This window comes from Streptomyces sp. NPDC043878, assembly GCF_056435735.1.
Genome location: NZ_JBWKDW010000023.1, coordinates 55,365 through 67,873, shown reverse-complemented (window position 1 = coordinate 67,873; position 12,509 = coordinate 55,365). Strand labels below are relative to the sequence as shown.

The following is a 12,509-nucleotide window of genomic DNA, read 5'->3' as shown; positions in this document are numbered from 1 at the left end:
GCCGGCGGCCTACTTCGTGTCGGCGGGCGCGGTGCGGGTCGGCCCGCCCAGGACCCAGAAGAGGACGCCGAGGAGGACGAAGCAGGCGAGCGGGACGGTCTCCGTCCACAGGTACTTCCAGCGCTCGTCGTGCGTCCAGCCGTCCGGCCGGTAGCCGGAGGCGAACCAGTGGTCACCGAGTCCGGGGGCGATCAGCTGCACGCTGGCGAACAGCACCAGCAGGGTGAGCACCACGCTGATCGTGCGAGGGAAGGGCGCCCGGTAGGGGCGGGGCGTCTCCGGGGCCTTGCGGCGCAGTACCGCGAGGGCCGGGAAGATCCCCAGGTAGCTGATGAGGGTCGTGGAGATCGCGAGGCCGAGGACCGCGCCGAAGAGCTTGGCGGCGCCGCCGTCGGTCAGTTCGTGGGCCAGGACCAGGACGAGGGTGGACACCAGTCCGCTGAGGATGTTGACGCGCACCGGCGTGCCGAACCGGCTGGAGATGACGCCGAGGAAGCGGGGCGCCGCGCCGTCGTAGCCGGAGACGGCGAGGGCGCGGTCGGAGCCCATGACCCAGGTGACACCCGAGGACAGCACCGTGAGGATGAACATGATCGCGGCGAGGTCCCCGAGCAGGCTGCCGGCGCCGCTGAGGGTGGCGGTGCCGTCGGCGGCGACGTGGCCGCCGTAGACCGTGAAGACCTGCCGGATCGCGTCGATGAAGCCACCGAGGCCGGTGATGGCGTCGACCGGCAGGACGAGCAGGATGCCGAGGATCGGCAGCGCGTACAGGAGTACGGCGAGGCCCGCGCTGCGGAAGATGGCGAAGGGGACGTCCTTCTGGGCGTCGGTCATCTCGTCGCCGGCGGTGTTGGGCAGCTCGAATCCGACGTAGTTGAACATCAGGACCGGCACCAGGCCGACGAAGCCCGCGTAGGTCGGGGAGAAGTCGCCGAACCCGAATCCGTGTAGGCCGTGCCGGACGCCGTAGACGACGACGGTGACGGTGAACAGGCCGAGGAGCAGGAAGCGGCTCCAGGCGCCGATGGTGGGGATCCACTTGCCGACGTCGAAGGAGAGGATCGCGGCGAGCACGCCCACCCAGACGAACACGAGGGTGAAGGCGTAGAAGGCGGGGGTGCTCAGATCCTTGCCGTCGTTGAAGAAGGTGGTGTACGCCGTGACGGCGGCGACGGAGAGCGTGCCGCCCAGCCACACGGGGTTGGTGATCCAGTACAGGAAGTTGTTCACGGCGCCCGCGAGCCGCCCGAACGCCCGGCTGGTCCAGATGTAGGGACCGCCCTCGTCGGGGAAGGCGGCCCCGAGTTCGGCGGTCAGCAGCGCGGAGGGGACGAAGAACACGACGGCCAGCACGATGAGCCAGGTGAACGCCTCGGCACCGGACGAGGCCACGGTCCCGATGGTGTCCACGCCGACGATGGTGCACAGGAGGAAGAAGAGGATGTCGAAGCGGCCGAAGTGCTTGCGCAGTTTCCGCCGCTCCGCCCGGGCCGCCGCCGGCGTGTCGACCGACGTGGATTCTATGGGGCCAGCGGTCACCGGAAGCTCCAGGGTGTTCGTGCTACGGAAGGATCCGGCCAATGATCCGATGCTGCCGGGACAACCCACAAGCACACATGGACAACTCTTGACCATCCTTTCTCCGCCTGACGGCAACCGGTTCCCCGGATCAGGCTGACGGGGCCCGTGATGTCGGTGCTGACGGCGCGGCCGGTTCGTACACTGCGCGCATGCCGAGGCGGGACGAGGTGCCGGTGAGCGAGGTCGAGGACGGACGACGCCCCGCGGGTCTGTTCGTCGGTCTGTGCACGCTGGATGTCATCCAGCTCGTGGACCACGTGCCGGCTTCCGACGAGAAGGTGACCGCGCACGATCAGGTCGTCGCGGCGGGCGGGCCGGCGGCGAACGCGGCCGCGGCTTTCAGCCACCTCGGGGAGCGGCCAGACTGCTCACCGCGATCGGCGCCCATCCGCTGGGAGTCGAGGTCACGGCCGACCTGAACCGGCTGGGCGTGGTGGTGTCGGATCTCGCCGCCGGCTCGGTCGCGCCCCCCGTCGTGTCGTCCGTCCTGGTGACCGCCGCGAGCGGGGACCGGGCCGTCGCCTCGACCAACGCGTCGGGACACCGCGTCGCCCCGCCCGGCGATCTCGACGCGCTGGTGGCGGCCTGCGACATCGCCGAGTTCGACGGCCACCACATGGAACTCGCCGTGGCCGCCGCGCGCGCCGCCCGCGCGGCGGGCCGCCCGACCGTCCTCGACGCGGGCAGCTGGAAGGACGGCACGCAGCGCCTGCTGCCGTCGATCGACGTGGCCGTCTGCTCGGCCGACTTCCGACCGCCCGGCGCGCGCACGCCGGCGGACACTCTGCGGTTCCTTCGGGAGCACGGGGTGCCGTGGGCGGCGGTCACCCGGGGCGGGCGGCCCCTCGTGTGGGCGGGCCCCGACGGCAGTGGCACCGTGGACGTGCCGTCCGTCCGGGTGGCGGACACCCTGGGCGCGGGGGACGTCCTGCACGGCGCACTGGCCCATCACCTCGCGGTTCAGGGCCGGTTGACCTCGGCGGGCTTCGTGGAGGCCCTGCGCGCGGCGGCCCTGGTGGCCTCGCGCTCCTGCCAGTCGTTCGGCACCCGGGCCTGGATGCTCGGGGACTGACACCGTGCCGAGGGCACCATGCTGCGGGGACGCGCCACTGCCGCGGGAACCCCGGCGGGGAGACACCCCGCGCCGCCGTGAGGCGCGCCGCGACGAAAGCCAATGGGCAATACACAGGATCTCTCCCCGCGCATTGAGCCACCCACCCACACCCTCAGGGTGACGCGGGATGGCTCCGATGAATCACCGAGTCCGCCTGGGGACGACCGTGACGTTGCCCCCGCGCTCGACCCGACCAGACGTGCCGGTCCTCGCCACCGGATCCGCCCTCGGTGGCGCGCTGCTGGCCTCGGGTCTGACCACGCCGACGGCGGCCGACCAGCCCGGGGCCACCGCAGCGCCCACCGGCCCCCGGCCTACTTGGTGAGCGGGGCCAGCTTCGGGTCGTTGGCGTACGCCTCGACCGCGTTCTCCTTGGTCACGATGACCGGCGGCAGGAGGTAGGCCGGGACCACCTTGTTCCCGTTGTTGTACGACTTGCTGTCGTTGATCTGCGGCTTGTCGCCCTTCTGGATGGACTTGACCATGTTGACGGTCTCCGCGACGAGTTTGCGGGTGTCCTTGTTGATGGTCGAGTACTGCTCACCCGCCATGATCGACTTCACCGACTCGACCTCGGAGTCCTGTCCGGTGACGACCGGTACCGGCTTGCCGGCGCCCTTGACCGAGGTGATGACCGCGCGGGCGAGGGTGTCGTTCGGGGACAGCACACCGTCGAGCTTCTTGCCGCCGTTGTACGTCGAGGTCAGCAGCGAGTCCATCCGCTGCTGGGCGATCTCCGCCTTCCACCCCTGGATCGCGGTCTGCTTGATGTTCCTCTGGCCCGATCCGACAACGATGTCACCCTTGTCGATGAGCGGCTTGAGGACGTCCATCGCGCCGTCGAAGAACACCTTCGAGTTGTTGTCGTCCGGGGAGCCGGAGAACATCTCGATCGTCCACGGACCCTTCGGCTTCTTCGCCTTCATGCCGTCGAGCAGGGCCTGCCCCTGCAACTGGCCGACCTTGAAGTTGTCGAAGGCGATGTAGTAGTCGACGTCCGGCGTGTTGGTGATGAGCCGGTCGTAGGCGATGACGGTCGCACCGGCCTGCTTGGCCTGCGCCACCTGGGTCGACAGCTGCGAGGCGTCGGTCGCGCCGATGACGATGACCTTCGCGCCCTTGGTGACCATGGAGGAGATCTGCGCCTGCTGGTCCGCCACGGTCGTCGACGCGCCCGCGTACTGCACGTCGGCCTTGAAGCCGGCCTTCTTCAGGCCGGCGGTGAACAGGTCGCCGGCGAGCACCCAGTTCTCCGAGGTCTTCGCGGGCAGCGCGACGCCCACGAGGGAGTCCTGCGCGAAGCCCTTGGCGTCGCCGCTGTCCGTGGAGCCCTCGCGGTCGTTGGAGCATGCCGTGCCCAGGGTGAGCAGTGCGACGGCGCCGGCCGCGGCGATACCTCTGGTGATGCTTGTGCGCATGGTGGGATGAGCCCTTCTTGCGTTGGTACCGGGTGAGTTGGGCGCCGTGGGATGCGGCGCTGTCGGTGACGGGCCTGCGTTCAGCGTGCGACCGGGGCCTTGTCGGAATCGGAGGCCGGGTTCGGCGGAGGGAGCGGCGTGCTGGCCTCGTCCCGCTGGAACGGGCGCATCAACGCTCCGATGATCGAGAACCGCCCCTGCTTCTTGCTGTAGACGTCGAAGGCGACGGCGAGGAGGAGGACCAGGCCCTTGATGATCTGGACCATGTCCGAGCCGACGCCCTCCAGTTGCAGTCCGTTGTTCAGCAGCGCCATGACGAGACCGCCGACGATGGAGCCGCTGATGGTGCCGAGGCCGCCGGAGACGGCCGCGCCGCCGATGAAGACGGCCGCGATGGCATCGAGCTCCCAGCTCAGACCGTCCTGGGGACCGGAGGCCGCGGACCGGGCCACGAAGATCATCCCGGCCAGCGCGGCGAGGACGGACATGTTCATCATGACGAAGAAGTTGACCTGCTTGAGCTTCACGCCGGACAGTTGGGCGGCACGCGCGTTGCCGCCGACGGCGTAGATGTGCCGCCCGCCGATGGTGTTGCGGGTGTAGTACGAGTAGGCGAGCACCAGGGCGATCAGGATGATGCCGGAGATCGGCAGACTCGTACCGACGCGGCCGCCGGCGAAGCGCAGCGTGGTGAAGACGATGACGGTCAGCATGACGGCGAGCCGTATGCCGGCCACCCACAGCGGCGCGGCGTCGGCGTTCATCTCCCGGCGGGTCTGCCGGGCCTGCCACTCCCGCCACACCACGCCCAGGCAGGCGGCTAGACCCAGCAGCAGTGTCAGGTTGTTGTATCCGGTGTCCGGTCCCACCTCGGGCAGGAATCCGGCGCCGATGTCACGGAAGCCGGTGGGGACGGGCACCGTGTCGGCGTTGCCGATGTACTGGTTGCCGCCACGGAACAGCAGCATGCCGGCCAGGGTGACGATGAAGGCGGGCACTCCCACGTAGGCGACCCAGAAGCCCTGCCAGGCGCCGATCGCCGCGCCGACGAGCAGCCCGAGCAGGATGCCCAGGGGCCACGGGAGCGAGTGCTCCTGCATCGCCTTGGCGACCACGATGCCGGTGAACGCCGCGACGGAGCCGACCGACAGGTCGATGTGCCCGGCGACGATCACCATCAGCATGCCGATGGCCAGGATGAGGATGTAGGAGTACTGGCTGACCACGGCGATGAGGTTGCCGGAGGTCAGGGTGAGACCTCCGGTCCAGACCTGGAACAGCAGCACGATCGCCACGAGCGTGGAGATCATGCCGAACTGGCGGGCGTTGGAGGTCGTACCTCCGAAGAGGTTCTTCTGCAGCTCTGAGATGCGGCTCATGGGGTCGGTGTCTTCTTGAGAGAGGTCATCTGCTTCATCAAAAGTTCCGGGTTCGCGTCACGGCGCGTCACCTCACCGGTGATGGCACCTTCGAAAACGGTGTAGATGCGGTCGCACAGTCCGATGAGTTCGGGCAGTTCGGAGGAGATCACGACGACTCCCTTGCCCTGGCCGACCAGCCGCTGGATGATCCCGTAGATCTCGTACTTGGCGCCCACGTCGATGCCGCGGGTCGGCTCGTCGAGGATCAGCAGGTCGGGGTCGGTGAACATCCACTTGGCGAGGACGACCTTCTGCTGGTTGCCGCCGGAGAGCTTCACGACGCCCTCGTCCACACTGGGCGTCTTGATCCGGAGGCTCTGGCGGTACTCCTCGGCGATCCGGTGCTCGCTGACCGGGTCGACGACGCTGCGCCGGGCGATCTTCTTCAGCTTGGCGGCCACCATCGAGGTCTTGATGTCGTCCAGCAGGTTGAGGCCGATGGACTTGCGGTCCTCGCTGACGTAGGCGAGGCCGTGCCCGATGGCGTCGGCCACCGACTTCAGCTGGATCTCCCTGCCGTCCTTGAAGACCTTGCCGAACAGGTAGGTGCCGTAGGAGCGGCCGAACAGGCTCATCGCGAGTTCGGTGCGCCCGGCGCCCATGAGTCCGGCGAAGCCCACGATCTCCCCGCGCCGGACGGTGAAGGTGGAGCCCTTGCACACGAGCCGTTCGTCGGAAGTGGGGTGCCGCACCGTCCAGTCACGGACCTCGAAGAACACCTCGCCCACGTCCGGTGTGTGGTCGGGGAAGCGGCTGTTGAGTTCGCGGCCGACCATGCCGCGCACGATGCGGTCCTCGTTGACGCCGTCTGCCTTCACGTCGAGGCTCTCGATCGTACGGCCGTCACGCAGGATGGTGATGGTGTCGGCGACCGCCTCGATCTCGTTGAGCTTGTGGGAGATGATGATCGAGGTGATGCCCCGTTCCCGGAAGCCGCGCAGCAGGTCGAGCAGGTGCCGGGAGTCGGCCTCGTTGAGGGCCGCGGTCGGCTCGTCGAGGATGAGCAGTCTGACGTCCTTGGCGAACGCCTTGGCTATCTCCACCAGTTGCTGCTTGCCCACGCCGATGTCCTTGATCAGCGTGTCCGGGTCCTCCCGGAGCCCGACCTGTTCCATCAGTTCGAGCGCCCGGCGCTGGGCCCGTTTCCAGTCGATCGCGCCACGCCTGCGCGGCTCGTTGCCGAGAAAGATGTTCTCGGTGATCGACATCTCGGGCACCAGGGCCAGCTCCTGGTGGATGATGACGATGCCGGCCTGCTCGCTGGCCCGGATGTCGTGGAACCGGACCTCCTCACCCCGGTAGACGATGCCGCCGGCGTAACTCCCGTGCGGGTGCACGCCGCTCAGGACCTTCATGAGGGTGGACTTGCCGGCGCCGTTCTCGCCGCAGATCGCGTGGATCTCCCCCTCCCTCACCACGAGGTTGACATCGGCGAGCGCCCGCACGCCGGGGAAGGTCTTGGTGATCGAACGCATCTCCAGCAGGGTCGGTGCCTGGGTCATGAGCGGAGCCCCACACCGGTGACACCGCGACGGCCACACGGGCCCGCGTGTTCCGGAATGCGACATTTCAAGGACATCAACTTGCCTCCGATGGCACTGCTCTGTGCCTGTGTACGGCCTGCTACGTCTGCGCGACCGGACTTTAAATCCATTTGTTTTACTAAGTCAACGCCCCGCGGAGGTATCGTCTTCGAGCTGGAACAGAGAGGACCACAAGTGCGGCAAGCAGGAACAAACCTCCCCAAGGTCGGCCGATACAACCGAGCGGTGGTCCTCGACCAGATCCAACTCGCCGACGGCATCAGCCGAGTTGAGATCGCCCAGCTGACCGGGCTCACCCCGCAGACGGTCTCCGGCATCGTGCGCCGGCTGCTGGACGAGGGAATCGTGCGCGAGGACGGCGCCAGCCGGGTCGCCAGCGGCGGCAAGCCGCGCACCACTCTGCGTATCAACGCGGACGCGGGCAGTGCGGTGGGGCTCGTGTTCGACCCCGTCGAGCTCACCTGCGCCGTCGTCGACCTGCTGGGGCGGCCCGTGGTCGTCAAGCGGCGGCCCACCCCGCCCGGCATCAACCCCTCCCACGTCGTGGCGGCCATGGCGGAACTGGTCGCCGACGTGCTCGGCGAGGCGAAGGTCTCCCGCGACGACGTACTGGGCCTCGGCCTCGCCACTCCCGGCCCGATCGACCAGAAGCTCGGCATGATCGTCGCTCCCCCGCAGCTCGCCCACTGGACCCGGGTGCCACTGCAAAGCATGCTGAGCGACGCCACCGGTCTGCCCGTCACGCTGGACAACGACGCCACCGCCGCCGCGGTCGGTGAGCGCTGGTCCGGTGTGGGCCGCGGGGTCGCGAACTTCGCCTACTTCTTCTTCGGCACCGGCATCGGCGGCGGCCTGGTCCTCAACCACCAGATGTACAGAGGCGGTTCGTTCAACGCGGGCGAGTTCGGCCACTCCTCCGTCCTGCCCGACGGACCGGAGTGCTACTGCGGCAACCGGGGCTGCCTGGAACGGCTGGTCAACCCCTCCGCGATCGTCGCCGAGGTGCACCGCCGGCTCAGCGACCCGCCGGGCGCCGAGAGCAGTGTGCTGTCGCAAGCGTTCCGCAAGGACCCGGCGTCCGTCGACCATGCCGCGATCCAGCTCGCCGCGGGGGCCGGCGACCCCGTCGCGACCGCCGTCGTCGACGAGGCCGCCGCTCATGTGGCCTCGGTCGCCGTCAGCATCGCCAACTTCATCGACGTGGACCTCATCATTCTCGGCGGCCACGGCATCCAGCACGTGGAGTCGCGGTACGTCGACGTCGTGGCCGCCGCGCTGGCCGCCCGACCCCTGGCCCGCCGCATCCGAGTCGTCAAGGTGGAGGCGTCCCCGCTCGGCACGGACGCCGCCGTCGTGGGCAGTGCGGCGCTGGTGCTGCACGCGACGTACTCGCCGCAGCTGTCGGCGCTGCTGTCGGACTGACCGGGCGGCCTACCGCGCCGGGCACGCGCACACCGCGAGCCGCGTCGGCCGGGTTCAGCGGCGCCGGGCGCCACCGTTGGAGGCGGCACGCATGCGGAGGTGGCTCCGCGAACCCGCCGCTCCTCTCAAGCGGCCGTGGCGCGCAGAGACGACGGCACCGCCCACCACTGGTCCGGGCGGTCCACGACGGCGGCGTCCGGTCCGGTCTCGGCCCACCGGGCGAGACGGAGCAGGTACGCCGCGATGCCCGCCGCACCCTGCATCCACGCCGTGCCCGGGGGCAGCAGCGGCGGGTCCTCGCGGTGTTCGAGGAACCGCCAGCGGGCGCCCTCCCCGTCCGTGACGGCCCGCTCGACCAGCGCGTCGCCCATCCGGCCCGCCGCCCGCTGATAGGTCTCCCCCGCCGCCGTACCCCCGAAGTACTGCGCCGCGTCGAGCAGTACGTCGCCCACGCCCGCCGTGCCGCAGCAGCGGCCGTCGTTGTCCCAGAAGCCGGGGCGCAGGCGTTGCGGAACCCCCGAGGTGAGGATCGAGGTCAGACAGCGGTGCCGCAGCTCGTCCACCGCGTGACCCGCCACCTCCTCCACGCCGGCGTACGCCAGGGCCGCGAACAGATGCGAGGTGCCGGCGGGACCGTGGCACCAGTTGTAGGTCACCGGTTCCACCTCGCGCGTCGACGGAGGAATGGTGTGCGGGACGATGAAGCCGTCGTCTTCCAGTGAGCCCACCGACACCACGTGCCGGGCTCCTGACACCGCCGCCTCGACGAAGTCCTCGCGGTGCAGCTTCGCGCCCGCCAGCGCCAGCGCCGCGGCCACTCCCGCGGTTCCGTGTGAATAGTTCGGCGCCCGCCACCGGATGCTCGCCCCGATACCCCAGTCGAGGCCGGCTTCCGTCCGCTCCGCCGCTCGCAGCAGGGCCTCACCGCCGGTCGTCGCGATCCCCTCCGCGAACTCGCCTCCGGCCCAGGCCGCCGTCATGACCACACCGGCGGTGCCCCCGATGACGTCGTTGAGCGGTGCGTCGGAGCCCGGTTCGAAGTCGAGGGTGGTGGTCCAGCCCCCGGGTCGCGCCAGCTCCGCCAGCCGCCGCAGCGCGACCGACTCCTTGCCGGGGGCGAGCAGCTTCAGCGCCATGGCGTCGCCTGCCAGACCGTCGTAGAGGGACGGTTCGGTCCGGCGGCCCGCCTGGTCCGACAGCCGGCCGACGATGCCCGTCGCGAGACTCCGCTCCCTCGCGTTCAGCTGCCGGTACCGCCCGATCTCCGCGAGCACCGGGGCGAGGCCGGCGATCCCCGCGTACAGCGAATCGCGGTCCTTCGCCGGGGCCGCCTCCGTGCCGTCGGCGAGAACCCTATCCGGCAGCCACGGGCCGTCGTCCTCGCCCACCTCGTTCAGCACCCAGGCCCAGGCGGCCTCGCCGGTCGCCCGATACTTCCCACTCGTCAGCACCCGGTCACGGTACAGGGGTGCCCGGTCCGGGGCGCGGGAACATCAAGGGCCCGCGGTGGCGCAGGGCGCCACTGTGGCTACTGCCGGCGCGCCCAGCGGGTTCTCACAGCAGCGGCGGTCGACTGGCGGAGGTGTACTCGTCCGCGACGATGACGACGCTGTCGCAGCCCGGGCACTCCGCTCCGCCGCAGAGATGGAGGATTCCGTCCGCCCAGCCCGTCCGCACCGTCGCGAACGGCGGTGTCACACATCAGCCGGCCGACGCCGGACAGCCTGTCGACAGGCGCGGGCCGCAGAGGGCGTCTGTTCACGTCTCCCCGGTGCCAGTCCCGGATCGCTGAGCAGCGCCCGTGGTCACCGACGGCGATCGTCACCTCCACCCCGGTTCCGAGAAGACAGTCGTGCGTCCGCGCCCAGTTCACCACGAGGACATTGAAGCGTCCTTCGGTGGTCCGAGGCGACCGTCTCCCGGCGCTGTCCGCCGTGTCGTCCCGCCTCGGTGGCACTCAACTGTCAAGCGCCGGAGCGTTTGTGGCTCGGGCGCCGGTTCCTGTGGTTCCGTTCCGGCTAGCCGACGTTGAAGTCGAGATCCGTGACGTACCAGGCGTCGTCGATCCGGGTGGAATGCACCTTGACGTCGAGCTGTTGGGCCGTCACGCCGGTGGAGTGCGAAAGGAGGATCTTGTCGAGGGTCTGGCCGTCGACAGTGATCCTGTCGGCGGGGACCACCGTTTCGTCGCCTGTCGCCGGGACGTCGGCGACGTCGACCTTCGGGTCGTCCGTGGGCGGCTTGGGCATGAACGACGTACGGAACTGGCCGACGCTCTTCTTCATCTGCCGGACCTCGGGCGCATCGCCGGCACAGGTCGACTCGGTGCCGGCCCGAGCGGGCGACGAGCCCGTGGCCGCCTCCCCCATCAGCAAGCAGGCTTCCTCCGGCTGATTCCTGATCACTGCGGTCACCCACGCGGCGACCGCCCCCTCGGCCGTGGACTGGTCGGCCGCCGTGGCCTGCGACGAGACCGAGGTGCCCTCCGGCTTGCCTTCTGCCTTGCTTCCCGCCTCTGCCGCGGACGAGTTGGCGGCGGCGGGCGTCCTGTCCGCGCCGGAGCTCTCGCTGTCCGAACACCCCGCCAGTCCCATCACCGCCATCGCCACAGCGCCGCCGGCCATCCAGCCCCTGCTCGTCTTCCTGTGACCCACTGACACCGCTCGGGTGGTCCTTCCCTGGACATCCATCGCCGTGCGACACCTCGACGCGCGCCCCTTCGAAGGGCGTCGGGGTACCGCCTCGACGTTGGAGACGCGGCCGACAGCGGAATGGTTCACTCCTGCATCAGCAGCCCCACTCGTATCAGGCTGTCCGTCTCCTGGCGGGGCGTCAGGTGACCTGGGCCGCGATGGTCCGCGCGCAGTCCATGGACGCCGTACGGGTGGTGTCCACCTCCAGGTCGTACACCACGCCGCGGTGGACCGTCTCCGCCTGCGAGACCGCCATTCCCACGGCCCGGTCCCCGCGGCTCTTCTCGCGGCCCGCGGCGACCTCGCTGTCACACCTGACGCCCACCCACAGCACGGCGAGTCCACCGAGAGCCTGGCGCCAGCGCTGCTGGGAAGCCGCGCCACCGAGGAAGACGTCATCGACGACGACCCGGGCGCCCGCTCGGGCCATCGCGGCGATCCCCGCCATCCAAGCCGTCTCCAGCTCCCGGAACACCGATCCGATGTTCACCACGCCGTCCGAGGCGATGTCGATGCCCTCGCTCGCCGTCTCCAGGGACGCGGGCATCGCCTCGATCAGCGAGTCGATCCCGTAGGCGAGCCACGGCTCCTGCAGCACCGCCTGCAGACTCCGGCTGATCCCGGTCTTGCCCGAACTGGACCCACCGTTCAGCACGATCACCTGAGTTGTCACCTGGGCAGGGTAGGGGGTACCCGTCATGGCGCCCCAGTGATTTCCGGCGGGCCCGCCGTGCCGGGCGTCGCCCACCCGGCGGAGCCTGTCGGACACGGCCCAACGCGGGCGCGGCTCGTACCAGCCTGCGCGACACGGCACCTTTCGTGTCATCGGCTCCATGGACTTCACACCCGGCGGCTTCCAGCGCGTCGGCCTGCGGCCCGACTCCGTCGCGGGTGAGACCGGACTGGCCGTCGTCTACGAGTCGGGCCTCCAGATGTTCGCGGGCAGCCCCGAGTCGTACGACGCCCGGCCGCTCGCCCGTGACTTCTTCGACCAGGTCCCCGCCGCGTGGGACGAGACCCGACTGGCCGGCCGGCCCGGCCGGGAAGCCGTCCTCGCCCACCGCGGCGGCGACCGCTGGTTCCTGGGCGGGGTATACGCCGGCGCGGTCCGCACGGCGGCGTTGCCCCTGTCCCTCGGCCGCGGAAAGTGGCTGGTCCAGACGATCCGGGACGGCGCCGACGGGCTCGTCCAGGACCGTCAGGTGCTGCGCGGCGGTGACACGCTCAGAGTCGACGTCATGGACAACGGCGGGTTCGCCGGGATCGCCTGCCCGTGGCACCAGGGCGTCACCACCTGTTACAAGAACTGAGCGCCC

At 69.9% G+C, this 12,509-nt stretch carries 8 protein-coding genes and 2 pseudogenes; 3 read left to right on the top strand and 7 right to left on the bottom strand.

All coding sequences use genetic code 11. The features are described 5' to 3' along the window. Positions 1–9: 9 nt before the first annotated feature. Positions 10–1,539 (bottom strand): APC family permease, encoded by a 1,530-nt coding sequence (locus AC07AZ_RS28215; RefSeq protein WP_478852540.1) that lies wholly within the window; start codon positions 1,537–1,539, stop codon positions 10–12. Between the two features lie 191 nt (positions 1,540–1,730). Here AC07AZ_RS28215 and AC07AZ_RS28210 point away from each other — a divergent pair. Continuing rightward, positions 1,731–2,653, top strand: a pseudogene (locus AC07AZ_RS28210) (PfkB family carbohydrate kinase). 356 nt (positions 2,654–3,009) lie between these two features. Here AC07AZ_RS28210 and AC07AZ_RS28205 read toward each other — a convergent pair. From AC07AZ_RS28205 to mmsA, 3 genes are all read right to left on the bottom strand, one after another. Then, entirely contained in the window at positions 3,010–4,113 is a 1,104-nt protein-coding gene (locus AC07AZ_RS28205; RefSeq protein WP_478852538.1) for a substrate-binding domain-containing protein, read from the bottom strand. Positions 4,114–4,193: 80 nt separating this feature from the next. Beyond that, complete coding sequence (mmsB, locus tag AC07AZ_RS28200) at positions 4,194–5,492, bottom strand: multiple monosaccharide ABC transporter permease (protein ID WP_478852536.1); 1,299 nt, start codon at positions 5,490–5,492, stop codon at positions 4,194–4,196. Further along, positions 5,489–7,036, bottom strand: coding sequence for a multiple monosaccharide ABC transporter ATP-binding protein (gene mmsA / locus AC07AZ_RS28195; protein WP_478852534.1), 1,548 nt, complete (start codon positions 7,034–7,036; stop codon positions 5,489–5,491). The genes mmsB and mmsA overlap by 4 nt, the downstream gene beginning before the upstream one ends. A gap of 267 nt (positions 7,037–7,303) precedes the next feature. Between mmsA and AC07AZ_RS28190 the strand changes: the two genes are divergently transcribed. Next, positions 7,304–8,500, top strand: coding sequence for an ROK family transcriptional regulator (locus tag AC07AZ_RS28190; protein ID WP_478852532.1), 1,197 nt, complete (start codon positions 7,304–7,306; stop codon positions 8,498–8,500). 125 nt (positions 8,501–8,625) lie between these two features. Here the strand turns inward: AC07AZ_RS28190 and AC07AZ_RS28185 are convergent, their stop codons facing one another. The 3 genes from AC07AZ_RS28185 to cpt form a co-directional block, all read right to left on the bottom strand. Continuing rightward, a complete protein-coding gene (locus AC07AZ_RS28185) occupies positions 8,626–9,951 on the bottom strand; it encodes a lanthionine synthetase LanC family protein (RefSeq protein ID WP_478852530.1) in 1,326 nt (441 codons plus the stop codon). Between the two features lie 567 nt (positions 9,952–10,518). Beyond that, the gene (locus tag AC07AZ_RS28180; RefSeq protein WP_478852528.1) at positions 10,519–11,109 is read right to left on the bottom strand and encodes a hypothetical protein; all 591 of its coding nucleotides are present in this window, start codon (positions 11,107–11,109) and stop codon (positions 10,519–10,521) included. A gap of 223 nt (positions 11,110–11,332) precedes the next feature. Further along, positions 11,333–11,866 (bottom strand): chloramphenicol phosphotransferase CPT, encoded by a 534-nt coding sequence (cpt, locus tag AC07AZ_RS28175; protein ID WP_478852523.1) that lies wholly within the window; start codon positions 11,864–11,866, stop codon positions 11,333–11,335. A 139-nt stretch (positions 11,867–12,005) separates the two neighbouring features. On the opposite strand from cpt, the pseudogene AC07AZ_RS28170 reads away from it, so the two are divergent. Next, positions 12,006–12,503: pseudogene (locus AC07AZ_RS28170) on the top strand (glycoside hydrolase family 97 C-terminal domain-containing protein); the annotation flags it as partial. Between the last annotated feature and the right edge of the window lie 6 nt (positions 12,504–12,509).